This is a genomic window from Micromonospora sp. URMC 105, from assembly GCF_051386295.1.
GTDB lineage: Bacteria > Actinomycetota > Actinomycetes > Mycobacteriales > Micromonosporaceae > Micromonospora.
In genome coordinates this window covers 24,082-49,203 of sequence record NZ_JBPQTL010000006.1, presented here as the reverse complement: position 1 = coordinate 49,203, position 25,122 = coordinate 24,082, and the positions used below count along the sequence as shown (strand labels likewise).

The window sequence follows — 25,122 nt, the reverse complement described above, 5'->3', positions numbered from 1 at the left end:
TGGGCCTTGGCAGGGGTGACGGGCTTACCGCCGAGAGCTTCGGGGGTGCGCCGACCCGCAGGAAGATCGCATGCTTCGCGGCTGTGCTAAGTCTAGAGCGTAATCAACTCTTCCGACCTGCGGCAACAGGGTCCCGCTCGGCGTGTCCCAGTCTACCCCGGACAAGCGTTGCTCCGCGCGCCTCTACCGACAACCGCCAGACCTGCCAGTCTGTTCCCGCGTCGAAGCCGGTCGGCGGCTCGCTCAGCGCCAGTACGGTCGGCCCCGCACCACTCACCACAGCCGCCACATCCGCCGCACGCAACGCGCTGACCAGGGCGGCCGTCCCCGGCATCCCCGGTGCGCGGTAGTCCTGGTGCAGCCGGTCGACGGTCGCCGGCAGCAGCAGCCCCGGCTCGGCGGTCAGGGCGTGCACCAGCAGCGCCGCCCGACCGGCGTTCTGTGCGGCGTCGGCGTGCGGGACGGTCGCCGGTAGTGCCGCGCGGGCGGTCGCGGTCAGCCCGCGTTCGGCCGGGACGAAGACGGTGGGCCGTACCCCGTCGGCGACGGGCAGCGACACGGCCCGGGCACCGCCGGGCTCCGTCCAGGCCACCGTGAAGCCGCCCAGCAGGCAGGGAGCCACGTTGTCGGGGTGGCCCTCGATCTCGGCGGTCAGCCGGAGCACCCCGTCGTCGTCGAGCCGCTCGGGCCCGTCGGTGACCAGCGCGCGGGCCAGCAGCACCCCGGCGACGATCGCCGCCGACGAGGAGCCCAGGCCCCGGGCCTGCGGGATCCGGTTGACGCACTCCAGCGCCAGCCCCCGGGGCTGCCCGCCGAGCACGTCGAAGGTGGCGCGCATGGCCCGGGCCACCAGGTGCCGGTCGTCCTCCGGCAGCTCACCGGCGCCCTCGCCGGTGACCGCCACCCGCACACCGGACGAGGTCACCTCGGCGGCCACGTCGTCGTGCAGCCCGAGGGCGAGGCCCAGCGCGTCGAAGCCCGGACCCAGGTTGGCGCTGGTGGCGGGGACCCGGACCCGCACCGGCCCGGAGGCGAAAGTCAACGGCACCGGCTCATGCTAGGGCCCGGCACCGACGTGGCGGGGTTCCGCCCGGACCGTGGGAACAGATCATTTCCGCTAGCCTGCCCGGGCGCTGATGATGTCGGGCGTCGCGGTGCTGCTGGTGGTCAGCCTGATCGCGCTGGCCTGGAACGTGGCTCTGCCGCACCTGTTCGACCTCCGCTGGAACGGTGCCGGCGGGTACCGCCAGTATCAGCTGTTCAGCCTCGCCGTCGGAGTGCTGTTGGCGATCGGATATCCGATCGGGATCGGCCTGCTCGTCGCCGCGGTGTTCGCCGGCCGGCCGGTCGCCGCGCCCGCCGTCGACTGGGCGGGCTGGACGCCGCCGGCTGCCGGCGACGACCCGGGCCACCCGGGCCCCGCCCCGCAGGCGCCCGCCGCCACCCAGTGGGGGACGACCGACCTCCCCGCGCCGCCGGCCACACCCGACCGGACCTGATCCGCCGAACGCCCGTCGGCGGTCAGGAGGCGGACGCGGGCGTCGCCTCCGTGACCGGGTCGGAGAGCGAGAGGCGACGGGTGGCGATCCGCCAGCCCACCGCGTAGACCAGCGTGACCAGGCCGCAGCCGGCGAGCACCACCCGCTCGTTCACCACGTCCACCACCGAGGCCACCACCAGCTGGCTGACCGAGATGGCCAGCGTCGCCAGCATCATGTCGGTGGCGAAGACCCGGCCGCGCAGCCGGTCCGGCACCTCGCCCTGCAGGGCGAAGTTCGACAGCACCCAGTTGCTGCCGCCACCGAAGTGCGCGACGAAGACCAGGACCAGCACCAGCGGGAACCAGCCAACCACCGAGGCGCCCAGGTAGGCCAGGCCGTACAGGGACATCGACAGGGCCAGGCCGGGCAGCAGCCAGGCCCGGTTGGTGAGTACCCGGCGCATCAGGATCGGCCCGACCAGCGCCCCCGCGCCCCGGAACGCGAAGAGCAGGCCCGCACCGACCGCTCCCACGCCGTACACGCCGGCGAGCAGCGGAAAGACGGTCAGCACGCCGTTGCCGAGCCCGACCGCCGACTTCACCGTGACCAGCGCCAGCACCCGGGGCCGGTGCCCGATGTAGCCCAGCGCCTCGCGGATCGCCGCCCAGGTGCGCGGCGTGGGCCGATCGGCGTGGCGGGGCGCCTGCAGGGGGCGGCGGATCCGCGCGGCCAGGCCCGCGGCCAGCGCCAGGCCGACCGCCGCCACCCAGAAGCAGGCGTACGGCCCGGCGGCGGCGCTCAGCACGCCGCCGAGCGAGGCCCCGACCACGGTCATCGTGCCCCAGGCGGAGCCGGCGATCGCGTTTCCGGCGGCCAGCTCGTCCGGGTCGAGCACGTTGGGCAGGGCGGCCTGGGCGGCGGGTGAGTAGAACGCCTTGGCCACCGCCACCACCGCGATGCCCAGCATGGCCAGCCAGGCGGTGCCGGCGCTGCGCACGCCGAGCAGGAGCAGCACCCCGAGCAGGGCGGCCACGTTTGCCACCATCATGATCTTCTTGCGGTCGAAGCGGTCCGCGATGGTCCCGGTGTACGGCAGCAGCAGCGCGACGACCCCGGTGTCCAGGGCGAGCACCAGCGCCCCCCAGACGCCACTGCCGGTCAGCTGCGGCAGCAGCACCAGCAGGGGCACCATGACGAACCAGTCGGCACCGAAGACCACCAGCTCGGCGAGGAAGAGATTGCGGAAGTTGCGGTTGCGAGCGAGGACCGAGAAGGTGGGCGACACGTGCCCGAACCTTACCCGGCCACTCAGACCTCGGCGCTGCGTTGCAACAGCTGGGAGACGGTGACGAAGGTGTAGCCGCGGCCCCGCAGCCCGGCGATCAGTGCGGGCAGGCCGCGCAGCGCCACCAGTCGGCGCTCCGCCCCCACGTCGTGGGCGAGCAGGATGGTGCCCGGCACGACGTCGGCCACGATGCGCCGGGCGTGCCCGGCCGGGTCGTCCGGGTACTCGCTCTCGACCATCTGCAGCGACCAGAGCACCAGGCGGTAGTCGAGGCGTACGGCGGCGTGCAGGAGCGCACCGCCGAGGTGCCCGTACGGCGGGCGGACCACCCGTGGCGCGCGGCCGGTGACGTCGGCGACGGCGTCGTGGCAGCGGCGCAGGTCGTCGTGCACCTCGGCGGCGTCCATCCGGGCCAGGTCCCGGTGCCGCCAGCTGTGGTTGCCCACCTCGTGCCGACCGAGGCGGTCGCGGATCAGGCCGGCGTGCCGACGGACCCGCTCACCGACCAGGAAGAAGGTGGCCGGCACGTCGTGCTCGTCGAGGGTGTCCAGCACCATCGGCGTCCACTGAGGCAGCGGGCCGTCGTCGAAGGTGAGCGCCACCAGCCGACCACCACCGGTGGGGACGTGCCACACCACCTCCAGCGCACCGGCACCGACCTGCTGCCGCCGGCTGCCCACGGTGGCGCTGGCCGGCCCACCGGCGAGCGGCAGCCGCCGGTCGGCGATGAAGGCCGTCTCGGCCATCCCGGCCGCGCCGACCGCGGTGCCACCGGCCAGCAGCGCGCCGCGGCGCAGCACCGCGCGCCGTCCCCATCCCCCGCCGTCCCCGCTCGCCATGCCGGCCCCCGCCCGTGTGGTCACCCCACAGTGGATGATCGACAACCGACGGTAGAAGACCGGCGCAACGCCGCCGGACCGTTCCCCCGCGGCGCTGCGCGGGTGGGGCTACTCGTCGGTCGGGGGCAGCGGCGAGCGCCGGCTCTTCGGCAGCCGCAGCACCTCGAACTGGTCGGTGCCGTCGAGCAGCGCGGCCGAGGGGGCCGGGTGGGTGGCCGGCTCGGCGGTCCGGGTACCCCCGGCGGTCACCGGGACCGGTGCCTCGACCTCCTCCGCGGCCGGCTCGGCCGGGGCCGGGCCGCCGGAGCGGCGGGCCCGGCGGGCCCGCAGCGACTCCTTGGTGCGCTCGACCATGGTGTAGAGCGTCGGCACCAGCACCAGGGTCAGCAGCGTCGAGCTGAGCAGGCCGCCGATCACCACCACGGCCAGCGGCTGGGAGATGAAGCCGCCCTCGCCGGTGAGCCCGAGGGCCATCGGCAGCAACGCGAAGATGGTGGCGACCGCGGTCATCAGGATCGGGCGCAGCCGCCGCCGGCCGCCCTCGACGACCGCCTCGGTGACGCCCATCCCTTGCGCCCGGTACTGGTTGATCAGGTCCAGCAGCACGATCGCGTTGGTCACCACGATGCCGACCAGCATGAGTACGCCGATCAGCGCCGGCACGCCCAACGGGGTACCGGTCGCCAGCAGCAGGCCGATCGCGCCGGTCGCGGCGAACGGGATCGAGATCAGCAGGATCAGCGCCTGGGTGATGCTGCGGAAGGTCGCCACCATGATCAGGAAGACGATCGCGATCGCGGCCAGCACCGCCAGGCCCAGGTCGCCGAAGGCCTCCTCCTGCTCGGCGCTGGCGCCGCCGACGGTCACCGTCGCGCCGGGCACGTCGATGTCGGCGACCCGCTTGCGCAGCTCCTTGGTGGTCGCCCCCAGGTTGGAGCCGGTGGCGGTACCGGTCACGGAAACAGTGCGCTCGCCGTCGATCCGGGTGATCTGCTGCGGTCCCTCACCCTGCGCGACGTCCGCGACGTCGTCCAGCTTGACCGGACCGATCGGCAGGGCGCGCAACTGCTCCACCGTCGTCGGCGGGGTGGCCGAGGTGCGCAGCACCACGTCCTGCTGACCGCCGTCCAGCGTCACCCGCCCCAGCGGGGCGCCCCGGTACGCCTGCGACACCAACTGTCCGACTGCCGCCTCGCTGAGCCCGGCCCGGGCCGCGGTGAGCCGGTCGACGGTGACGTCGACCCGCGGCACCCGCGCCGCCAGGCTGGTGGAGACGTCCTCGACGCCCGGCGTACCGGCCATCGCCGTGCGGGCCTCCTCGGCCGCGCGGGCCAGCGTCTCCTGGTCCGCCGCCTGGACGACCAGTTCGAGCTGGTCACCCTGGCCCTGGCCGAAGGTGAGCTCGCCGGCCTCGGGACCGAGGGCGGCGAACTTCTCCCGCAGGATCTCCTTCATCTCCTTGGCGTCGGTGTCGCCGCCCAGCGCCACCGACCAGCGGGCGACGTTGTTGCCCCCGCCGCCCAGCCACGGCTGGTCGCTGCCGCCCGCGGTGACCTGGTACGTCTCGACGCCCTCGGTCCGCCCGAGCACCTCCTCGACCCGGCGGGCCGCCTGGTCGGTGGCGGCCAGCCCGGCACCCGCCGGCAGCTCCTGGGTGATGTTCAAGGTGTCCTGGCCGGAGTCGTCCAGGAAGTTGGTCTCCAGCTTCTGGGCGAGGCCGAACGTGCCGAAGAGCACCAGCAGCCCCACCGCGACGGTGATCCAGCGGGTCCTGCGGGTGCGGGTGGCGAACCCGATCGCCGGCAGGTACGCCCGCTGCAACGGGCTGCGCAGCTCCTTGGACTCCGCGGCCCGGCGCAGCGCCTCGTCGTCCGCGCCGGCCCGGCGCGGCGTCAGGAACCAGTACGCCAGCACCGGGATCACGGTCAGCGAGACCAGCAGGGAGGCGAGCAGGGCCACCGTCACGGTGATCGCGAACGGCGCGAAGAGCTGCCCGACGAAACCGCCGACCAGCGCGATCGGGGCGAACACGGCGACCGTGGTGAGGGTGGACGCGGTGACCGCGCCGGCCACCTCGCGGACCGCGGCGACGATCGCCTGGTGCTTGGGTTCGCCGTACTCCAGGTGGCGTTTGATGTTCTCCAGCACCACGATCGAGTCGTCCACCACCCGGCCGACGGCGATGGTGAGCGCGCCGAGGGTGAGCAGGTTGAGCGAGTAGTCGCCGACCCAGAGCGCGATCAGCGCCACCACCACCGACAGCGGGATGGAGACCGCGGTGACCAGGGTGGAGCGCACCGACAGCAGGAAGACCAGGATCACCACGACGGCCATCAGCAGGCCGAGCAGGCCCTCGGTGGTCAGGCTCTCGATGGACTTCTCGACGAACGGCGCCTGGTCGAAGACGACGGTCAGCTCGGCGCCGGAGGCCGAGCGCAGGTCGTCGAGCCGGTCGCGGATCTCGTGCGAGATGCGTACGGCGTTGCCGTCCGGCGCGGCGGTGACCTGGATGCCCAGGCTCTCGATGCCGTTGGTGCGGGTGATCGCGGTGGCCGGGGCGAGCTGCTGCTGCACGGCCGCGACGTCGCCGAGGCGTACCGGCAGGGCCTTCGGCGCGGTCGGGGTGAGCACGATGCCGCGCAGGTCGTCCAGGGTGGTGATCGGCGTGCCGACCTGCACCGGGAGCGCCCGGGTGCCGTCGGTGACCGCGCCGGCGGGCACGGAGACGCCGTTGGTCTTCAGCGCCGCCGCGATCGCGGTCGGGGCGAGCTTCGCGGCGGCGAACTTCGCCGGGTCAGGAGTGATCGTCACGACCTGGTCGCGGGTGCCGGTCACCTCGACGGTACGGACGCCCTCGATCCCCTCCAGCTCGGGTACGACCGTGCCGCGCAGCTTCTCGGCCAGCGCCCGCTCGTCGCCGCCGCCGCTGGCGGCGAGCACCACCGCCGGCAGATCGTCCGTGCTGCCGGTGAGGACCTGCGGGTCCACCGCCTCGGGCAGCTGCGCGTCGATCCGGCCCAGCGCGGTCTGCATCTTGTTGGCCGCGTCGTCGATGTCGGTGCCGAACTCGAACTGCACCGAGACGGTCGCCGAGCCCTCGCGCGAGGTGGAGGTGACCTTCTCCAGTCCGGTCAGGCCCTGGAGGCTGTTCTCGATCGGCTCGGTGACCTGGGACTCGACGATCTCCGGCCCGGCGCCCGGGTAGACGGCGACGACGAACGCCCCCGGGAACTCCAGCGACGGCAGCAACTGCTGCTTGAGCGACGGTACGGCGAAGGCCCCGAACGCCGCGGTCACCACCGCGATCAGGGCCACCAGTCCACGGTTGGCAAGGCTGGATCTGGCGAGCAGCGACATCGGCGGACTCACTCCTGCAGGAGGTCGAGGGGGTGACCAGAGTGTGCCCGACCCGCCAACTTCATGATCGACACAGGCCCGGGGACCGGCGCAGGCCCGGGGACCGGGGTGGGGGTGGGGGTTAGGCGAGGTCGAGGGAGCGGGCGGCGGCGAGGATGTCGTTGGCGATGGTGACCGGCGCCGGAGCGGTGGAGATGGCCCACTCCGGGTCCTTGAGGCCGTGCCCGGTGACCGTGCAGACGACCGTGGAGCCCGGCGGGACCAGGCCGGCCGCGGCCTGCTGGAGCAGACCGGCCACGCTGGCCGCGCTGCCCAGCTCGACGAAGACCCCGACCTCCCGGGCGAGCAGCCGGTACGCCGACAGGATCTCCCGGTCGGTGACCGCCGCGATCAGCCCCTGCGAGGCGTCCCGGGCGTCGACGGCCTTGGTCCAGCTCGCCGGGTTGCCGATCCGGATGGCGGTGGCGATCGTCGCCGGCTCGTGCACCACCTGACCGGTCACGATCGGGGCGGCACCGGCGGCCTGGAAGCCGTACATCTTCGGGGTGCGGGTGGCGTTACCGGCGGCCAGGTCCTCGCCGTAGCCCATCCAGTACGCCGAGATGTTGCCCGCGTTGCCCACCGGCAGGCAGTGGATGTCCGGGGCGTCGCCGAGCGCCTCGACGATCTCGAAGGCGGCGGTCTTCTGGCCGTGCAGCCGGTCCGGGTTGACCGAGTTGACCAGCGCCACCGGGAAGTCCTGGGCGAGCTTCGCGGCCAGCGACAGGCAGTCGTCGAAGTTGCCCTGCACCTGGAGCAGCTTCGCCCCGTGCACCAGCGCCTGGGCCAGCTTGCCCAGCGCGATCTTGCCCTGCGGCACCAGCACGGCGCAGGTGATCCCGGCACGGGCCGCGTACGCCGCGGCGGAGGCGCTGGTGTTGCCGGTGGAGGCGCAGATGATCGCCTTGTCCCCCGCCTCGACCGCCTTGGACACCGCGACGGTCATGCCGCGGTCCTTGAACGAGCCGGTCGGGTTGGCCCCCTCGACCTTCAGGTAGACGTCGCAGCCGAGCCGGGCGGAGAGCACCGGCGCGGGCAGCAGCGGGGTGTTCCCCTCGTGCAGGGTGACGACGGGGGTGGCGTCGGTGACCGGCAGCCGGTCCCGGTACGTCTCGATCAGACCCCGCCACATGTCGCTCTCCTCGCCTCGCCCCGTCGCACCGGGGGTACCTCAAGCCTGGACCAGCCGGCCCGGGCGGCGACCGGCGCACCCGCCACCACCCACCAGACGGGACGCCCTACAGCCCGCCCTCCACCCGCAGCACGCTGGTCACCGAGCCGACGATGTCCAGCCCGCGCAGCTCGCGGACGGTCGCGGCGAGCGCCGCGTCGGGCGCGACGTGGGTGACGATCACCAGCTCGGCGCCGGAGCCCCGACCGACCGGCCCGGAGCCGGCCGGACCCTGCCGCACCGTGGCGATGGAGACCTCGTGCCGGGCGAACACCCCGGCCACCGCCTCCAGCACACCCGGACGGTCGGCCACGTCGAGGCTGATGTGGTAGCGGGTCAGCGCCTCCCCCATCGGCCGCACCGCCAGGTCGGCGTACGCGGACTCGCTGGCCGCCCGCGCCGCGGCGAGCCGGTTGCGGGCCACCGCCACCACGTCACCGAGGACCGCGCTGGCGGTCGGTGCCCCACCGGCGCCCCGGCCGTAGAACATCAGCTGCCCGGCCGCCTCCGCCTCGACGAAGACCGCGTTGAACGCGTCGCCCACGCCGGCCAGCGGGTGGGTCAGCGGGATCATCGCCGGGTGCACCCGCACGCTGACCGTCTCCCGGCCCTGCGCGTCCGCGCCCCGGGCCGCGATGCAGAGCAGCTTGATGGTGCAACCCATCGCCTTGGCGCTGGCCACGTCCGCGGCGGTCACCTCGGTGATCCCCTCGCGGTGCACGTCGGCCGCGGTGACCCGGGTGTGGAACGCCAGCGAGGCGAGGATGGCGGCCTTGGCGGCGGCGTCGAAGCCCTCCACGTCGGCGGTCGGGTCCGCCTCGGCGTACCCGAGCTCGGTGGCCTCCTCCAGCGCCTCGGCGAAGCCGGCGCCGGTGGCGTCCATCGCGGAGAGGATGAAGTTGGTGGTGCCGTTGACGATGCCGGTGACCCGGTTGATCCGGTCGCCGTGCAGCGACTCGCGCAGCGGGCGCAGCAGCGGGATCGCCCCGGCCACCGCGGCCTCGTAGTAGAGGTCGGCGCCGCCCTCGGCGGCCGCGTCGTGCAGGCTCGCGCCGTCCTCGGCGAGCAGCGCCTTGTTGGCGGTGACCACGCTCTTGCCGGCCCGCAGCGCCTCGACCAGCCAGCCGCGGGCCGGCTCGATGCCGCCGACCACCTCGACCACCACGTCCACGTCGTCGCGCTTGATCAGCCCGAGCGGGTCGGTGGTGAACAGCGCCGGGTCGACCGGCAGGTCGCCGCGGTCCCGGCCGACCCGGCGTACGGCGATGCCGGCGATCTCCAGCGGGGCGCCGATCCGGGCGGCGAGGTCGGCCGACTGCTCGTGCAGCAACCGGACCACCTCGCTGCCCACGGTCCCGCAGCCGAGCAGCGCCAAACGCACAGGTGACGTCATCCCACATCCAATGCGAGCAGATCCTCTTCGGTCTCCCGCCGGACGATCAGCCGGGCCCGGCCGTCGCGCACCGCGACCACCGGGGGGCGGGGCACGTGGTTGTAGTTGCTGGCCATGCTGCGGCAGTACGCGCCCGTGCCGGGCACCGCGACAAGATCTCCGGGCTGCACGTCGGCGGGCAGGAATTCATCCTTCACCACGATGTCCCCGGACTCACAGTGCTTTCCCACCACGCGGGCGAGCATCGGCTCGGCCACCGACGCCCGGTTCGCCATCGTCGCCGAGTACGAGGCGTCGTAGAGCGCGGTACGGATGTTGTCGCTCATCCCGCCGTCGACGCTGACGTACGTCCGGATCCCGTCGACGTCCTTGACCGTGCCGACCTCGTAGAGGGTGAAGACGGCCGGGCCGACGATCGCCCGGCCGGGCTCGATCGACAGGTGCGGCACGGCCAGCCGCTCGGCCGCGCACTCGCCGTCCACGATCTTGCGCAGCCGCTTGGCCAGCTCCTGCGGGGTGGCCGGGTCGTCCTGGGTGGTGTACGCGATGCCGAAGCCGCCGCCGAGGTCCAGCTCGGGCAGCTCCACGCCGCGTGCGTCGCGGATCTGCGCCTGCAGGGCGAGCACCCGGCGGGCGGAGACCTCGAAGCCGCTGGCGTCGAAGATCTGCGACCCGATGTGCGAGTGCAGCCCGCGCAGGTCGAGCACGCCCTCGTCGAGCACCTTGAACGCGGCGGCCGCCGCCGCGCCGCCGGCCAGCGAGAAGCCGAACTTCTGGTCCTCGTGCGCGGTGGCGATGAACTCGTGGGTGTGCGCCTCGACGCCGACGGTGACCCGGATCAGCACGCCGGGGCGTACCCCGCGCTCGCGGGCCAGCGCGGTGAGCCGGTCGATCTCGCCGAACGAGTCGAGGATGATCCGGCCCACCCCGGCGTCCAGCGCCCGGGTCAGCTCGGCCACGGACTTGTTGTTGCCGTGGAAGCCGATCCGCTCCGGGGGCATCCCCGCCGACAGCGCGGTGGCCAGTTCACCGCCGGTGCAGACGTCGAGGTGCAGCCCCTCCTCGGCGATCATGCGGACCACCGCACGGCAGAGGAACGCCTTGCCCGCGTAGTAGACGTCGACATCACCGAAGGCGGCGCGGAAGTCGCGGCAGCGCGAGCGCAGGTCGTCCTCGTCGAGCACGTACACCGGGGTGCCGTACTCGGCGGCGATGTCGTGGATGCCCAGGCCGGCGACGGCGAGCGCGCCGTCGGCGGCGCGGGTCACGTTGCGCGGCCAGAGCTGCGGCACCAGGGCGTTGACGTCGGCCGGGGTACGCAGCCACGCCGGCCCCCGGCTGCCGATGTCGCCGTGCAGGGCACCGGCCTCATGTGCGCGCACGGGTGCTCACATCCTCTCCGGAGCGGTGACGCCGAGCAGGTGCAGGCCGTTGGCGATGACCACCCGGGTCGCGTCGTTGAGCCAGAGCCGGGCCCGGTGCAGGTCGGTGACCTCTTCGTCGCCGCGCGGCAGGATCCGGCAGTTGTCGTAGAACCGGTGGTACGCCCCGGCCAGCTCCTCAAGGTAGCGCGCCACCCGGTGCGGCCCCCGCAGTTCGGCCGCCGTGGCCACCACGGCGGGGAACTCGGCGAGCGCCTTGAGCAGCTCGTTCTCCTTCTCGTGCCCGAGCAGCTCGGCACGGAAGCCCGCGGCGTCACCCCGGGTCAGCCCCACCTCGGCGGCGTTGCGGCCGACGCTGGCCGTCCGGGCGGCGACGTACTGCACGTAGTAGACCGGGTTGTCGCGGGTGGCCCGGGTCCAGAGCTCCACGTCGATGTCGATCGGCGAGTCGCTGGAGTAGCGGGCCAGCGCGTACCGGGAGGCGTCCACCCCGATCGCGTCGACCAGGTCCTCCAGGGTGACCACGGTGCCGGCCCGCTTGCTCATCCGCACCGGGGCGCCGTCGCGGACCAGGTTGACCAGCTGGCCGATCAGGATCTCCAGGTTACGCTCCGGGTCGTCGCCGAAGCAGGCCGCCATCGCCTTCATCCGGCCGATGTAGCCGTGGTGGTCGGCGCCCAGCATGATCACGACCCGCTCGAAGCCGCGCTCGCGCTTGTCGAGGTAGTAGGCGCAGTCGGCGGCGAAGTAGGTCCACTCGCCGTTGGACTTGCGCAGCACCCGGTCCTTGTCGTCCCCGAAGTCGGTGGTGCGCAGCCAGGTCGCGCCGTCGGCCTCGAAGAGGTGGCCCTGCGCCCGCAGCCGCTCCAGGGCGAGGTCCAGCTCACCCCGGTCGTGCAGGTCCTTCTCGTTGAAGTAGGTGTCGAACTCCACACCGAAGGCGCGTAGCGAGGACTTGATCTCGGCGAACATCAGCGCGACGCCCTCGACCCGGAAGACCTCCTGGGCGGCGGCGTCGTCCAGCTCCAGCACGCCCGGCCGGACGGCCCGGACCTGCTCGGCGATCTCGGCGATGTACGCCCCGCCGTAGCCGTCCTCGGGGGCCGGCTCGCCCTTCGCGGCGGCGAGCAGCGACCGGGCGAACCGGTCGATCTGGGATCCGGCGTCGTTGAAGTAGTACTCGGTGCCCACGTCGGCACCGGTCGCGCGCAGCAGCCGGGACAGCGCGTCGCCGACGGCCGCCCAGCGGACCCCGCCGATGTGCACCGGACCGGTCGGGTTGGCCGAGACGAACTCGAGGTTGACCTTCTGGCCGGCGAGGGCGTCGCTGCGGCCGTACTCCGCGCCGGCCTCGACGATCGACCGGGCGAGCTGGCCGGCGGCGGCCGCGTCGAGCCGGATGTTGAGGAAGCCCGGGCCGGCGATCTCCACGGACTTGACCCCCGGGGCGCGGCCGAGCTGGTCGGCCAGCGCGGCGGCCAGGTCCCGCGGCGGGACGCCCACCTTCTTGCTGAGCTGCAGCGCCAGCGTCGAGGCGTAGTCGCCGTGCTCGGGATTGCGCGGTCGCTCCACCGCCGTCCGCTCCGGGAGCGCGGCGGGATCCAGCCCACGCTCGGTGAAGACGGCGTGGGCTGCGGAGAGGACGACCTCGGCGAGTTCTGCGGGAGTCACCGAACCATGCTAACGGGGGTAGACTCGGTCACTCGGCGGCGACCCTGCGCGTCACCCGGCCCGCCAATCCCCTGACCGACCGACCTGACGAGGCACCATGAGCATCAGCACCCCGGGCGGCCCGGAGCGCCGTCCGACCGTGGTCAGCACCGGCAAGAAGCCGGCGGCTGGCCGGCCCGCGTCCGGCGCCAAGCCCGGGGCCGGCAAGTCGGCGGGCGGCGCCCGCCCGGCCTCGGGCGGCAAGGGCCCCCGCAAGCCGGTGACCCCGGTCAAGGTGAGCCAGGGTCGGGCCTGGGGTCCGATCGCGCTCTTCGTGGCCGTCGGCGTGCTCGCCGCGGCGATCATCGGGTACGGCGCGTACGCGGCCTTCCAGGGCTCCAAGCCGTGGGAGAAGCGGGCGGCCGACATCGACGGCATCGTCGACTTCCGCAAGAAGGACGCCAAGCTCGTGCAGGGCGGCCAGCACCAGCAGGGCGCGATCAAGTACGACATCAACCCGCCGGTCGCCGGCCCGCACAACGCGGCCTGGCAGAACTGCATGGGTGACGTCTACGACGCCCCGATCGCCAGCGAGCACGCGGTGCACAGCATGGAGCACGGCGCGGTCTGGATCACCTACCGCCCCGACCTGCCGGCCGACCAGGTGGCGACGCTGAAGAGCAAGGTCCAGGGCAAGGAGAAGCTGATGCTCAGCCCGTTCCAGGGGCTGGACAAGGCGATCTCGCTGCAGGCCTGGGGCTACCAGCTCAAGGTCGACAACGCCGACGACAGCCGGATCGACGACTTCATCAAGACGCTGCGGGTCAACGCCTCGGTCGAGGGTCCGAACGCCAACTGCGGCCAGGGCATCACGGCCACCGGCACCACCCCGCGCGACCCGCAGCCCACCCAGTAAGGACGGGAATGACCGCTCCCACGACGACGGACAGCGCGCCCGGCGAGACCCCGGCCACCGACGACGGTGGCCGGCGGTCCGCGGGCCGCTACGGCGTCCTCGCGCTGACCGCCGCCGTCGTGGTCGGTCTCCTGCTGGGGTACGCCGGCGGCCTGCTGACGCCGAATCTCACCCGACCGGGTGACACCTCGGCCGAGGCGGGCTTCGCCCGGGACATGACCAGCCATCACGCCCAGGCGGTCGAGATGGGGCTGATCGCCTTCCAGAAGGGCAGCGACCCGGAGGTACGGCAGATCGGCGGCGACATCGCCACCGGCCAGCAGGGCGAGATCGGCACCATGCAGACCTGGCTGCGGTCGTGGGGGCTGGACCCGACGGGCTCCGAACCGGCGATGGCCTGGATGCCGGACGGCAGGGCGAGCCTGCGCGACGGGCTGATGCCGGGCATGGCGACGCCGCAGGAGATGGCGACGCTGCGGGCCGCTCAGGGGCGCGAGCTGGACGTGCTCTTCCTCGACCTGATGATCAAGCACCACCTGGGCGGGGTCCACATGATCCAGGGGGTCCTCGACCAGGGCGGGGACGACGACGTGCTCGCGGTCGCCCAGACCATGAAGAACACCCAGCAGACGGACCTGGTCAACCTCCAGAACGCCCGCAAGCGCCTGGGCGGCTGACCCGCCGATCCGGCTGATGGAGGCCCGCGTACCGCTCCGGCGGACGCGGGCCTCTGTCTTGTCGGTCCACCCTCGCGGGACTCGATGTCCGTTTCACGGGGTATGCGCCGTCCGACCCATTGCAGTCGTTCGAGAGTTTTCTACCCACATATCGTGACCAGTTGCGATTCGGGCTCGTTGCGCAGGACGTGGGGGTTGCACTCAGAGACGCGCGGCGTTCGGTCACCAGCTGGTGCCGACGCCACACCATCGGCGGTGACGGAGCGGTGGCAGCCGTCCGTCGCGGACATCGGCAGGGCGAGCCCGGAACGCTCAGCCGCGAACAGGAACTCGAACTGATCGACGCCCTGCGGGGCGTCCACCCCGACGAGTTCGGGCTGGACGAAGAGTTGTGGACACGCCAGAGCCTGAGCACGCTGATCCAGCGCCAGTTCGACCTGGCGATGGACCCGGGCACCGTCGGGGCGTACCTGCGGGCCTGGGGGTTGGGTCCGCGGGAGCCGCGGGAGCGGGCCTGCGGGCTCTGCGTCGGCGCGGTCGAGCGCTGGGTGCGCAGCGAGTACCCGGCGATCACCCGGGCCGCCCAGGAACACTCCGCCGAGGTCTACTGGATCGGCCGGGTACGCCTGCGCGGCACCATGCCGGCGGCCGACGTGATCTCCGCGGTGTCGTCGCGGGGCCGGGTCCGGTTCATGGTGACCACGCCCGGGGTGGACGCCCCGCTCCCCCGCGACTTCGTGCTGCGGCTCAGCGGCGCCGAGGAGCGCACCGTGCACCTGATCGTGGACGGCTCGTGGCCCAAGAACGAGTGGCCCCGCCGCCTCCCTCGCCGCATCGTCCTGCACCCCCTCCCCAGCTGCGGCCGCGCCCTAGCCGCCGCCTAACCCCACCCCCCACCCGCCGCCCCTTGGGCAGGCGCGGTGATCATGAGGTTGACGGCGATGTGGATCTCCCTGAGCCCGCCAACCTCATGATCGCCGCGTGGTGGCCGGGGTGCCGATTCGGAATTCGCGGGAGGGGTTTGCTACTCTTCTCGGGTCGCTGAGCCCCCGTAGCTCAGGGGATAGAGCACCGCCCTCCGGAGGCGGGGGCGCAGGTTCGAATCCTGCCGGGGGCACATCACTGACATACGCGAATGGCCCCGGCTGCCCAGCCGGGGCCATTCGCGTTTCCGGCAGAATTCCGTCCGCTTCCCCCGAACGAGATCAGGGGAAGCCGCATCACACAGGGCAGAACCCGAAACCCTGCCCGGCCGGAAGGAAACCCCCCGATGCGGACCCTGCGCCTGATGACCGCTGCTCTCAGCCTCTCGATCCTGACCGGCTGTACGGCCGAACCGGAGAATGTCGACGGAGCGGCGGGACCGGCGGGCAGCCCGCCGGTGACCGCCGGCGCCACCGCCTCCCCGAGCGCCACCACCTCGCCCACCCCGTCGGCGATCGCCAGTGCCGCCGTCTCCCCGAGCGCCGTTCCCACCACCACCCCGTCGGCCGCTCCGTCGGCCTCCCGTCGGCCCAGCGAGATCCGCAGGACCGACTGGGCCAACGTGACGCTGGCGAACCTGGACTACCTGGGCCTCGGTGACGTGCGGTTCCGCGACGGCAGGGTCTCCTCCGGCGCCAACAACTGCACCATGCTGCCCGGCGGCGCCCGACCCGCGTACGCGGAGTTCCTCACCGAGGAACCGGCGAACAGCCCGGTCACCGAGGATGCGCTCATCCTCATCGAATGCGGCAGCGACGGCCTGGATCAGGCGCTCGTCCCGGTCAAGCTCGGCTTCGACCAGAAGACCCGCGAGACGATGGGGTTCATCCAGGCCGACCCGTCCCCCGGACCGGGCAGCCGGATGACCTTCACCTCGTACACCGTCGAGAAGGGCGTGATCGTGACGACCGTCCGGAAGGCCGACGGCGGCCGGGAGACGCGCCGCTACCGGTTCGGCGGCGGCAAGACCTGGGAACGCCTCTAGGCCGCCGGTGCCAGGGTTTCGCTCGTCCACACACCGCGCAGGATCTCCTCGGTGCGGTCGACCCCATCGACCTGTCGGATCTGGAGGTAGACGCCGTAGTCGCCGATGGACGGCGTGATCAGTGCCTCGGAGAAGGAGATGGTGGTGCCACCGCAGCGGGTCCACCGTTGCACGGCGGCGGTGGTGGTGCCGGTGCGGTATCGCCGATCGGGTTCGGGAACGCATGTGGAGTGGTCGGGCAGGGCCGGAGTGCCGCCGCGCAACGCCCTGCTCGCGCCGACGAACACACCCGGGACGGCGGTCGCCGGGTCGGACCACGCCGCCAGGTCCGCGCCGACGACCAGACCCGGGGCGCGACCGGCCGGCAGGCGGATCGACTGCGGGTTCCAGCCGGAGCGACGCACCTGTTTGGCCCATGCCGCCGGCACCGCCACCGAGAGACTGCCGGAGGCGTCGGTCACCCGCGTCCACCGGGATTCCAGCAGGGGCCCGTCGGCCCACGCCGTACCGACGAGCACGGCCACGACGGTCAGGACGGACGCGGCCGCCAGCCACCGGAGGGCCACGGACCGCCGGACGGGCCGACCCGACGCCGCGGCATCCAGCGCGTCGGCGAACGCCGCCGCCGACGGCCACCGTCGTGCCGGGTCGGTGTGCAACGCGCGCAGCACCACACCGTCCACGTGCGACGGTGTCTCCGGCCGGAGCTTCGACGGGCGTACCACGGGCATCGCGGCGGCTGCCGCGACGGCCTGGACCGATGCGGGAAGGCTGGGGGGCCGGCCGGTGAGCATGTGGTAGGTCAACGCCCCCAGCGCATAGACGTCGGCGCGTACGTCGAGGCCGCCACCGAGGCGGGCCTGTTCCGGCGCCATGTAGCCGGGCGACCCGGCGACCACGGTGAAGCCGGAGCCGTGGGCGACGGCCTTCGCCAGACCCAGATCGCCGACGAGCACCCGTTGGGCGGCACCCGCCGCGGTGAAGAGCACATTGGACGGCTTCAGGTCGCGGTGGATGACACCGAGGTCGTGCAGGACGGCCACGCCCCGGGCGAGGTCCGCCGCGGTACCCAGGGCGTCCCGCACCGGCATCGGTCCGGCGTCGAGTCGCTCCGCGAGGGTGCCACCCGACGCGTAGGTCATCACCAGATAGGGCCGCCCATCGGCCAACTCCCCCACGTCGAGGACGCGGACCAGTCGATCCGACTCGGCGCGGCGCAGGATGCGCGCCTCCTCGGTGAAGCGGGTCCGGACGTCGACGTGGTGTGTCCAGTTGTCGGCCAGGACCTTCAGCGCGACCGAGGTCCCCAGGTCCTCGTCGTCGGCGAGCCACACGGTGGCGAAGGCACCCGATCCGAGGCGTCGGCGAACTCGATACCGACCGATCCTCTCGGGCACCGACATCGCCGTACTATAGGCCGGTCGTCAGCCGCATCGCTGCCACACATTCGGGGGAACGGCCGGCCCATGCCGCTCAGTACGGAGACCGAGGCCCTGGCCCGACAGGCCGCGGCCGGCGACGCGACGGCGCTCGACGCGTTGCTGACGAGCATCGGCCCCGTTGTGCTCCGACAGTGTGGCCGGTTCCTGCCGTGCCTGCAGGACGCGGAGGAGGCGTGTCAGGACGCCCTGCTCCAGGTCGCCCTGCACATCACCCGGTTCGAGGGCCGGTCGAGGTTCTCCACCTGGCTGCACGTCGTGGTCGCCAACTGCGCCCGGCAGACGTACCGCTCGCTGAAGCGGCGCGCGGCCGAGCGGCCGGCTGCCGCGCTGCCGGTGGACGTCCCGGACCCGCGGACCACGAGCGTGATCGCCGGTTCCCGGCTGGACCTGCTGGACGCGTTGGAACGCCTCGAGGCCCAGCGGCCGAACCTGGTGGCCGCGCTGGTGCTGCGGGACCTGTGCCAGCTGGACTACGACGAGATCGCCGAGCATCTCGCGATCCCCGTCGGCACGGCGAAGTCACAGGTGCACCGGGCGCGGCAGCACGTCCGACAATCGCTCGACGGTGCGTGACGGCGCAGCGCGGGGCCGGACGCCCGCACCGGTCCCCCACCGCCCGGGCAGGCCGGGCCGGAATCGTCGTGTCTGAGCGCGCCTGAGCGGATCCGAGCGGTCCCCGCGCCGGGCGGCCCGACGGCAGGACCGGGTAGACCCTGGGTCGCCCTGCCGCTCTCCCGGGCCGGGTACGTTCACCCAGGTCGCGGCCCCAGGGGCCCGGCGGCGGAGCGCGGACCGGCCCCGGCCGGAGACCGGCGACACAGCCGGCGATGTCTACCGCGTCACCTCGCGGCCGGGGAACCGGACGCCCGCGCCGGGCGAGGCACGGAGGGGACGCCGCATTGCCGGATTGTTACAACTCCCGTCCATCGGAAACTTGCGGATCGCCTTCGGCCGTGAATAAGTTGTGGTACGCAACAAAACCTCGTGAGGCCTAACCCAGCGAGAGGCATCCATGATGTTGGCGAGGTGCAGCAAGTCATGAGCGACGCGCCCATCCTCCTGGAGATGCGCTCCATCACCAAGGAGTTCCCAGGAGTCAAGGCTCTTTCCGACGTCAACCTCGTGGTTCGCGCCGGTGAGATCCACGCCATCTGCGGCGAGAACGGTGCGGGCAAGTCGACGCTGATGAAGGTGCTCAGCGGCGTCTACCCGTACGGCACGTACGACGGCGACATCGTCTATCAGGGCGCCGAGACCCGCTTCTCCGACATTCGGGCGAGCGAGGCCGCCGGCATCGTGATCATCCACCAGGAGCTCGCGCTCATCCCGCACATGTCGATCACCGAGAACATCTTCCTCGGTAACGAGCCCCGCAAGCGGGGGGCGATCGACTGGAAGGCCGCGAACCGGATGGCGCTGGACCTGATGGCCCGGGTCGGTCTCCAGGAGGACCCGGACACCCTGATCAAGGACATCGGCGTCGGCAAGCAGCAGCTGGTGGAGATCGCCAAGGCGTTCGCCAAGGACGTCAAGCTGCTCATCCTGGACGAGCCCACCGCCGCGCTGAACGAGGCGGACTCGCGCCACCTGCTGGACCTGCTGCGCGGCTTCCGCTCGCGGGGCATCACCTCGATCATGATCTCGCACAAGCTGAACGAGATCGAGGCGATCGCCGACCAGATCACCATCCTGCGGGACGGCCGGACGGTGGAGACGCTGGACGTGCAGGCGGGCGGCGTCGACGAGGACCGGATCGTGCGGGGCATGGTCGGTCGCGAGCTGAGCAGCCGCTTCCCGGACCACACGCCCAAGATCGGTGAGGTCTTCTTCGAGGTCCGCAACTGGAACGTCCGGCACCCGATCTCGGCCGAGCGCCAGGTCTGCAAGAACGAGAGCTTCGTCGTCCGCCGCGGCGAGATCGTCGGCTTCGCCGGGCTGATGGGCGCCGGCCGCACCGAGCTGGCGATGAGCGTCTTCGGCCGCTCCTACGGCGTGTACGAGTCGGGCACGATCATCAAGGACGGCAAGGAGATCGTGCTGAAGTCGGTGGCGGACGCGATCGCCCACGGGCTCGCGTACGTCAGCGAGGACCGCAAGGCGATCGGTCTCAACCTGCTCGACGACATCAAGACGTCGACGGTGGCCGCCAAGCTGTCCAAGATCTCCCGGCACGGCGTCCTCGACCAGGTCGCGGAGTACAAGGCGGCCGAGTCGTACCGCCGGGAGCTGCGGACCAAGACCCCGTCGGTCGACGAGGGCGTCTCCAAGCTCTCCGGCGGCAACCAGCAGAAGGTCGTCCTGGCGAAGTGGATGTTCACCGACCCGGACCTGCTGATCCTCGACGAGCCGACACGCGGCATCGACGTGGGCGCCAAGTACGAGATCTACGGAATCATCCAGCGGCTCGCCGACCAGGGGAAGGGCGTCGTCGTCATCTCCTCGGAACTGCCTGAGCTGATCGGGCTCTGCGACCGCATCTACACCGTGTTCGAAGGAACCATCACGGGCGAGATCGCCCGCGAGGATGCGGACCCGGAGACCCTCATGAAGCAGATGACCTCTACGAAGAAGATGCAGACACGATGAGCCGATTGAAGGACCTGCAGAAGAACCTCTTCGGAGGCACCACTTCCAACGCCCGCCAGTTCGGGATGATCTTCACCCTGGTGGCGATCGTCCTCCTGTTCCAGATCCTCACGGACGGGCTGACCCTGCGGTCGGACAACCTGATCGCGCTGTTCCAGCAGAACTCGTACATCCTCATCCTGGCCATCGGCATGCTGATGGTGATCGTCGCCGGGCACATCGACCTGTCTGTCGGCTCGGTCGCCGCCATCGCCGGCATCCTGGTGGCCAAGTCGATGGCGGAGTGGGACCTACCCTGGCCCGTCGCCATCCTCTTCGGCCTCGCCATCGGCGCGGTCATCGGCGCCTGGCAGGGCTTCTGGGTCGCCTACATCGGGGTGCCGGCGTTCATCGTCACCCTGGCGGGCTTCCTGCTCTTCCGGGGCGGCAACCAGTTCATCGGCAACGCCAACACCATCCCGGTGCCGGAGGAGTTCCGGATCATCGGCTCGGGCTTCCTGCCCGAGGTCGGGCCGAGCACGGGCTACAACAACCTGACGCTGCTGCTCGGCCTCGCCGCCTGCGTCGCCGTGGTGTGGCGGGAGTTGAAGTCCCGCAAGACCCGCCGGGAGATGGACGCCGACCCGGCACCGATGTGGATCTCGGTCCTCCGGATGGCCGTCATGGTCGGTCTGATCGTCTTCGCCTCGCTGCGCTTCGCCAGCGGTCGCGTCGGCACCAGCTTCCCGGTCTCCGGCATCATCCTGGTGGCGCTGGTGCTGGCCTACTCCTTCTACACCCGTAACACCTCCGGTGGCCGGCACATCTACGCGGTCGGCGGCAACGCCCGGGCCGCGGAGCTCTCCGGTGTGAAGCTCAAGCGGGTCAACTTCTTCGTCATGATGAACATGTCGGTCCTGGCCGCCCTGGCCGGCATGATCTTCGTGGCCCGTTCGGCGGCCTCCGGTCCGCAGGACGGCAACGGCTGGGAACTGGACGCGATCGCCGCGGTCTTCATCGGTGGCGCGGCCGTCTCGGGCGGTATCGGGACCATCAGCGGCTCCATCGTCGGTGGTCTGGTCATGGCCGTGCTCAACAACGGCCTGCAACTGCTGGGTGTCGGCACCGACCGCGTCCAGATCATCAAGGGCCTGGTCCTGCTGCTGGCCGTCGCACTCGACGTCTACAACAAGAAGCAGGGACGCTTCTCGATCATCGGCAGCCTCACCCGCTCGTTCCGCCGAGACGCACCCACCACGCCCCCGTCTGCGTCGGAAGCGGAGCGCGAGCCCGCCAAGACCGCGGTGTCCGGCTGACGGCCACCGACCTCTCCCCTATCACCACTCCAGAAGGGCACTACCCTCTCATGCGCAATCTGCTTGCCAAGACGGTGGCCATCGGTGCCATCGCGACGCTGGCCCTGACCGGCTGCGGCTCCGGCCGTGACGGTGAGTCCGGCGGCGCCGGCGCCCCGGCCAAGGGCTTCGCGGCCGACTCCCTGATCGGTGTCGCCCTGCCGTCGAAGACCTCGGAGAACTGGGTCCTCGCCGGTGACCTGTTCACCAACGGCCTGAAGGAGGCCGGCTTCAAGAGCGACGTGCAGTACGCCGGCGCGTCGACCACCGTCGCCGACCAGCAGGCTCAGATCACCGCCATGGTGACCAAGGGCGCCAAGGTCATCGTCATCGGCGCGACCGACGCCGCGCAGCTGTCGACCCAGGTCGCCGCGGCGCACCAGGCCGGCGTGAAGGTCATCGCGTACGACCGGCTGATCACCAACACCCCGGACCTCGACTACTACGTCGCCTTCGACAACTTCAAGGTCGGCCAGCTCCAGGGCCAGGCCCTGCTGGACGGCATGAAGGCCAAGAAGCCGAACGGCCCGTACAACATCGAGCTCTTCTCCGGCTCCCCGGACGACAACAACGCCGGTGTCTTCTTCAACGGCGCGATGAGCGTGCTCAAGCCGGAGATCGACAAGGGCAACGTCGTCGTCGCCTCGAAGCAGACCGACGTCAAGCAGACCGCCATCCAGGGCTGGAAGGCCGAGGGTGCGCAGGCCCGCATGGACCAGCTGCTGACCTCGACCTACGGCAACAAGGAGCTGGACGGCGTCCTCTCCCCGAACGACACGCTGGCCCGCGCGATCATCACCTCGATCAAGGGTGCCGGCAAGAAGGTCCCGGTCGTCACCGGCCAGGACTCCGAGGTCGAGTCGGTCAAGTCGATCATGGCTGGCGAGCAGTACATGACGATCAACAAGGACACCCGGAACCTGGTCAAGCAGACCATCGCGATGGTGAAGTCCCTCCAGGCCGGTGACAAGCCGGAGATCAACGACACCAAGTCCTACAACAACGGCAGCAAGGTCGTCGACACGTACCTGCTCCCGCCGGTCGCCGTCACCAAGGCGAACGCGGCCGAGGCGTACGCCAACGACCCGAAGCTGGCGCCGCTCACCAAGTAACACCAGCGGGTAGTCACGACGTCGGGTCCCGGAAGTCCGTTTTCCGGGACCCTTCGTTGTACTCCCCGGCAGACACCGAGCACCGACGGGAGGCGGCTGACCGTGGCGACACCCATGCGGTCCGGCCCACCCCGGCAGAACCGCAACCCCGAACTCCCGCTGCCCGCGGCGCCCGGCGCCAGCCAGGAGGAGATCCGCCGGCAGAACCTCGGCGCCGTACTGCGCCACGTGCACGTGCACGGACCGACCTCGCGTGCCGAGCTGACGGCCCGGCTCGGGCTCAACCGCAGCACCATCGGCGCGCTCGCCGCCGACCTCACCGCCGCCGGCCTGGTGACCGAGGAGGCCCCGACCACCGCCCGGCGCGCCGGCCGCCCCTCGCTGGTGGTCAGCCCTCGCGCCGACCGGGTCCACGCCCACACCCTGAGCATCGAGGCCGACCGGCTGCGCGCCGCCCGCATCGGCCTCGGCGGTCGCATCCTCGACCTGCGCGAGGCCGCCCGTCCGCCCGGCATGACCGCCTCGGACGCCGTCGGCCCGCTGGCCGCCCTCGTCCGCGACATGGACCGCGCCGCCCCCGCCGACGCGCTGCTCGTCGGCGGCGCGGTCGCCGTGGTCGACACCACCCGCGACGCCGACGGCAGGATCCGGATCGGCGGCGCCGACGAGGCGCTGCCCGCCGCGCTGCGCGCCGAGTTCCCGACCGGCCCGGGCTTCGTCACCGGCGACCTCGCCGACATCGCCGCCCTAGCCGAACACGTCCGGGGCGTGGCGACGGGGGTCGACGACCTCGTCTACCTGCACGGCGACCTGGGCGTCAGCGCCGGCATCATCAGCGGCGGCCGGCTGGTGCTCGGCCACCGCGGGCGCAGCGGCAAGGTCGGCCACATGGTGGTCAACCCCGACGGCCTGCCCTGCGGGTGCGGCTCGCGCGGCTGCTGGGAGACCGAGATCGGCGAGGCGGCGCTGCTGCGGCACGCCGGCCGGGAGGCCGACGGACCGGAGGCGGTCGGCGAGATCCTCCGCGCGGCGGCCGACGGCGAGCCGACGGCCCGGCGGGCCGTGGACCGGGTCGCCGACTGGCTCGGCTTCGGCGTGGCGAACCTGGTCAACGTGGTCAACCCGAACATCGTCGTGTTCGGCGGCTCACTGCGCGAGCTCTACCTCGCCGGCGCCGACGCGGTCCACCGCCGCCTGGGCGCGATGGTGCTGCCGCCCTGCCAGGAGCACGTGCAGCTGCGCGCGGCGGCGCTCGGGTGCGAGGCCGCCCTGATCGGCGCCGCCGAACTGGCCTTCGACACGCTGCTGGCGGACCCGCTGCAGATCGCCGCCACCGGCTAGGCCGGTCGGCGCGCGGCCGACGGGACGGACGCCCGGCTGGTCCCCGACGAGCGGCAGCGGACGCGCGGGCGGGCCCGCCACCTGACCGCCGCCGGACGCCCCGCGCCGGCCGAGGCCGAGTACCGGCGGCGCCACCCGTCGGCGCCGCCCGGCCGGCCGGGCCCGGGTCGAGCACGAAGGTCAGCCGGCCTCCCGCCGGGCCCGCGCCCGGCGTTTCCCCTCGTGCATGGCCTGTACCCGGGCCACCGGGATGGCCCGCCCCTCCGCGACCAGGTCGGCCGGGAGCCGCTGCGGCGCGGGCAGCGCGTCGGCCCACGGGTCCCGCTCGGCCACCAGCGCCGGCACCGTCCGCACCGTGAAGTCGGCGGGGGTGACCCGGTCGAGGTCGTCCCAGGCCACCGGGAAGGAGACCGGCAGGCCGGGCCGGACCCGCGGGCTGTACGCGGCCACCACGGTCGCCCCGCCGGCCCGGGTCGCGTCGACGAAGACCCGCCCGCCCCGGTCCTCCCGGATGAAGGCGGTGGTGGCCAGGGCCGGGTCGAGCCGTTCGGCGTGCACGGCGAGGGCCCGGGTGGCGGCGGCCGCCTCCTCGGCGGTGGTCGCCGGATCGACCGGTACGAAGACGTGCACGCCCTTCGCCCCGCTGGTCTTCACCGCCCCGGCCAGCCCGGCGTCGGCCAGCGCCCGGCGCACCAGGGCGGCGGCCCGGACGACCAGCCCGAACGGCTCCCCCTCCGGCGGGTCGAGGTCGAGCACCAGGTGGGTGGGGTGCTCGGGGTGCGCCACCGTGCTCAGCGTCGGGTGGTACTCGATCGCCCGCTGGTTGGCGAACCAGAGCAGGGTGCGCCGGTCGTCGCAGAGGGCGTACGACACCTGCCGGTGCGACGCCTCCGCCCAGACCGCGGTGCGGCGCACCCAGTCCGGCGTGTACTTCGGCAGGTTCTTCTGCATGAACGGGTCCTGCCCGCGCAGCAGCCGGATCACCGACAGCGGCCGGTCGCGCAGGCCGGGCAGGATGCGCTCGCGTACGGCGTCCAGGTAGTCGACCAGGTCCCGTTTGGTGACGTCACCGCCGGCGAGCAGCGGTTGGTCCAGGTTGGTCAGCCCGACCCCGTCCCGGGTCTCCTCCGCCCCGCTCATCAGCTCAC

The 25,122-nt window shown here is 72.4% G+C and carries 20 protein-coding genes and 1 tRNA gene; 11 read left to right on the top strand and 10 right to left on the bottom strand.

The features are described 5' to 3' along the window. Window positions 1-103: 103 nt before the first annotated feature. The gene (gene thrB, locus ACSNN7_RS03885; RefSeq protein WP_436679164.1) at window positions 104-1,048 is read right to left on the bottom strand and encodes a homoserine kinase; all 945 of its coding nucleotides are present in this window, start codon (window positions 1,046-1,048) and stop codon (window positions 104-106) included. 88 nt (window positions 1,049-1,136) lie between these two features. On the opposite strand from thrB, the gene ACSNN7_RS03880 reads away from it, so the two are divergent. After that, window positions 1,137-1,499, top strand: coding sequence for a hypothetical protein (locus ACSNN7_RS03880; RefSeq protein WP_436679163.1), 363 nt, complete (start codon window positions 1,137-1,139; stop codon window positions 1,497-1,499). Between the two features lie 22 nt (window positions 1,500-1,521). Here ACSNN7_RS03880 and ACSNN7_RS03875 read toward each other — a convergent pair whose 3' ends face one another. The 7 genes from ACSNN7_RS03875 to argS all read right to left on the bottom strand — a co-directional run bounded on the left by ACSNN7_RS03875 (window position 1,522) and on the right by argS (window position 12,618). Then, window positions 1,522-2,766 carry an MFS transporter gene (locus ACSNN7_RS03875; protein ID WP_436679162.1) on the bottom strand — a complete coding sequence of 415 codons (1,245 nt, stop codon included), beginning with the start codon at window positions 2,764-2,766 and terminating at the stop codon, window positions 1,522-1,524. Window positions 2,767-2,789: 23 nt separating this feature from the next. Then, on the bottom strand, window positions 2,790-3,629 hold the full coding sequence (locus ACSNN7_RS03870; RefSeq protein ID WP_436679160.1) for a polysaccharide deacetylase family protein: 840 nt from the start codon (window positions 3,627-3,629) through the stop codon (window positions 2,790-2,792). A gap of 84 nt (window positions 3,630-3,713) precedes the next feature. Beyond that, complete coding sequence (locus ACSNN7_RS03865; protein ID WP_436679158.1) at window positions 3,714-6,962, bottom strand: efflux RND transporter permease subunit; 3,249 nt, start codon at window positions 6,960-6,962, stop codon at window positions 3,714-3,716. A 121-nt stretch (window positions 6,963-7,083) separates the two neighbouring features. Next, on the bottom strand, window positions 7,084-8,133 hold the full coding sequence (thrC, locus tag ACSNN7_RS03860; protein WP_436679155.1) for a threonine synthase: 1,050 nt from the start codon (window positions 8,131-8,133) through the stop codon (window positions 7,084-7,086). Between the two features lie 106 nt (window positions 8,134-8,239). Beyond that, complete coding sequence (locus ACSNN7_RS03855) at window positions 8,240-9,553, bottom strand: homoserine dehydrogenase (protein ID WP_436679243.1); 1,314 nt, start codon at window positions 9,551-9,553, stop codon at window positions 8,240-8,242. A gap of 8 nt (window positions 9,554-9,561) precedes the next feature. Continuing rightward, window positions 9,562-10,947 (bottom strand): diaminopimelate decarboxylase, encoded by a 1,386-nt coding sequence (gene lysA / locus ACSNN7_RS03850; RefSeq protein ID WP_436679154.1) that lies wholly within the window; start codon window positions 10,945-10,947, stop codon window positions 9,562-9,564. A 6-nt stretch (window positions 10,948-10,953) separates the two neighbouring features. After that, the gene (gene argS / locus ACSNN7_RS03845) at window positions 10,954-12,618 is read right to left on the bottom strand and encodes an arginine--tRNA ligase (protein ID WP_436679153.1); all 1,665 of its coding nucleotides are present in this window, start codon (window positions 12,616-12,618) and stop codon (window positions 10,954-10,956) included. A gap of 97 nt (window positions 12,619-12,715) precedes the next feature. Here argS and ACSNN7_RS03840 point away from each other — a divergent pair, with 97 nt between their 5' ends. From ACSNN7_RS03840 to ACSNN7_RS03820, 5 genes are all read left to right on the top strand, one after another. After that, complete coding sequence (locus ACSNN7_RS03840) at window positions 12,716-13,513, top strand: DUF3105 domain-containing protein (protein WP_436679152.1); 798 nt, start codon at window positions 12,716-12,718, stop codon at window positions 13,511-13,513. Window positions 13,514-13,521: 8 nt separating this feature from the next. Continuing rightward, window positions 13,522-14,190, top strand: a complete 669-nt coding sequence (locus ACSNN7_RS03835; protein ID WP_436679150.1) for a DUF305 domain-containing protein — start codon at window positions 13,522-13,524, stop codon at window positions 14,188-14,190. A gap of 188 nt (window positions 14,191-14,378) precedes the next feature. Next, window positions 14,379-15,074, top strand: a complete 696-nt coding sequence (locus tag ACSNN7_RS03830; protein ID WP_436679242.1) for a winged helix-turn-helix domain-containing protein — start codon at window positions 14,379-14,381, stop codon at window positions 15,072-15,074. A 161-nt stretch (window positions 15,075-15,235) separates the two neighbouring features. Further along, window positions 15,236-15,307 (top strand) — tRNA-Arg (locus tag ACSNN7_RS03825). 171 nt (window positions 15,308-15,478) lie between these two features. Further along, window positions 15,479-16,159: a hypothetical protein gene (locus ACSNN7_RS03820; protein WP_436679148.1), complete on the top strand. Its 681-nt coding sequence runs from the start codon at window positions 15,479-15,481 to the stop codon at window positions 16,157-16,159. Here ACSNN7_RS03820 and ACSNN7_RS03815 read toward each other — a convergent pair. After that, window positions 16,156-17,562: a serine/threonine-protein kinase gene (locus ACSNN7_RS03815; protein WP_436679147.1), complete on the bottom strand. Its 1,407-nt coding sequence runs from the start codon at window positions 17,560-17,562 to the stop codon at window positions 16,156-16,158. The genes ACSNN7_RS03820 and ACSNN7_RS03815 overlap by 4 nt on opposite strands. A gap of 63 nt (window positions 17,563-17,625) precedes the next feature. Here ACSNN7_RS03815 and ACSNN7_RS03810 point away from each other — a divergent pair, with 63 nt between their 5' ends. The 5 genes from ACSNN7_RS03810 to ACSNN7_RS03790 all read left to right on the top strand — a co-directional run bounded on the left by ACSNN7_RS03810 (window position 17,626) and on the right by ACSNN7_RS03790 (window position 23,974). Then, window positions 17,626-18,174: an RNA polymerase sigma factor gene (locus ACSNN7_RS03810; RefSeq protein ID WP_436679145.1), complete on the top strand. Its 549-nt coding sequence runs from the start codon at window positions 17,626-17,628 to the stop codon at window positions 18,172-18,174. A gap of 465 nt (window positions 18,175-18,639) precedes the next feature. Next, window positions 18,640-20,187, top strand: coding sequence for a multiple monosaccharide ABC transporter ATP-binding protein (mmsA, locus tag ACSNN7_RS03805; protein WP_436679144.1), 1,548 nt, complete (start codon window positions 18,640-18,642; stop codon window positions 20,185-20,187). Beyond that, entirely contained in the window at window positions 20,184-21,482 is a 1,299-nt protein-coding gene (gene mmsB, locus ACSNN7_RS03800) for a multiple monosaccharide ABC transporter permease (protein WP_436679143.1), read from the top strand. The genes mmsA and mmsB overlap by 4 nt, the downstream gene beginning before the upstream one ends. 50 nt (window positions 21,483-21,532) lie before the next feature. Then, complete coding sequence (locus ACSNN7_RS03795; protein ID WP_436679141.1) at window positions 21,533-22,633, top strand: substrate-binding domain-containing protein; 1,101 nt, start codon at window positions 21,533-21,535, stop codon at window positions 22,631-22,633. Between the two features lie 114 nt (window positions 22,634-22,747). Further along, a complete protein-coding gene (locus ACSNN7_RS03790; protein WP_436679241.1) occupies window positions 22,748-23,974 on the top strand; it encodes an ROK family transcriptional regulator in 1,227 nt (408 codons plus the stop codon). A 180-nt stretch (window positions 23,975-24,154) separates the two neighbouring features. Here ACSNN7_RS03790 and ligD read toward each other — a convergent pair whose 3' ends face one another. Continuing rightward, the gene (gene ligD, locus ACSNN7_RS03785) at window positions 24,155-25,114 is read right to left on the bottom strand and encodes a non-homologous end-joining DNA ligase (protein WP_436679140.1); all 960 of its coding nucleotides are present in this window, start codon (window positions 25,112-25,114) and stop codon (window positions 24,155-24,157) included. Window positions 25,115-25,122: the final 8 nt, after the last annotated feature.

What these genes read in the sequence shown, in the direction of transcription:
- ACSNN7_RS03880 (WP_436679163.1), top strand. Translation starts at nt 1,137, where the DNA reads ATGATGTCGGGCGTCGCGGTGCTGCTGGTGGTCAGCCTGATCGCGCTG.
- ACSNN7_RS03865 (WP_436679158.1), bottom strand. Translation starts at nt 6,962, where the DNA reads ATGTCGCTGCTCGCCAGATCCAGCCTTGCCAACCGTGGACTGGTGGCC.
- thrC (WP_436679155.1), bottom strand. Translation starts at nt 8,133, where the DNA reads ATGTGGCGGGGTCTGATCGAGACGTACCGGGACCGGCTGCCGGTCACC.
- ACSNN7_RS03840 (WP_436679152.1), top strand. Translation starts at nt 12,716, where the DNA reads ATGAGCATCAGCACCCCGGGCGGCCCGGAGCGCCGTCCGACCGTGGTC.
- ACSNN7_RS03835 (WP_436679150.1), top strand. Translation starts at nt 13,522, where the DNA reads ATGACCGCTCCCACGACGACGGACAGCGCGCCCGGCGAGACCCCGGCC.
- ACSNN7_RS03820 (WP_436679148.1), top strand. Translation starts at nt 15,479, where the DNA reads ATGACCGCTGCTCTCAGCCTCTCGATCCTGACCGGCTGTACGGCCGAA.
- ACSNN7_RS03815 (WP_436679147.1), bottom strand. Translation starts at nt 17,562, where the DNA reads ATGTCGGTGCCCGAGAGGATCGGTCGGTATCGAGTTCGCCGACGCCTC.
- ACSNN7_RS03810 (WP_436679145.1), top strand. Translation starts at nt 17,626, where the DNA reads ATGCCGCTCAGTACGGAGACCGAGGCCCTGGCCCGACAGGCCGCGGCC.
- mmsA (WP_436679144.1), top strand. Translation starts at nt 18,640, where the DNA reads ATGAGCGACGCGCCCATCCTCCTGGAGATGCGCTCCATCACCAAGGAG.
- mmsB (WP_436679143.1), top strand. Translation starts at nt 20,184, where the DNA reads ATGAGCCGATTGAAGGACCTGCAGAAGAACCTCTTCGGAGGCACCACT.
- ACSNN7_RS03795 (WP_436679141.1), top strand. Translation starts at nt 21,533, where the DNA reads ATGCGCAATCTGCTTGCCAAGACGGTGGCCATCGGTGCCATCGCGACG.
- ACSNN7_RS03790 (WP_436679241.1), top strand. Translation starts at nt 22,748, where the DNA reads ATGCGGTCCGGCCCACCCCGGCAGAACCGCAACCCCGAACTCCCGCTG.
- ligD (WP_436679140.1), bottom strand. Translation starts at nt 25,114, where the DNA reads ATGAGCGGGGCGGAGGAGACCCGGGACGGGGTCGGGCTGACCAACCTG.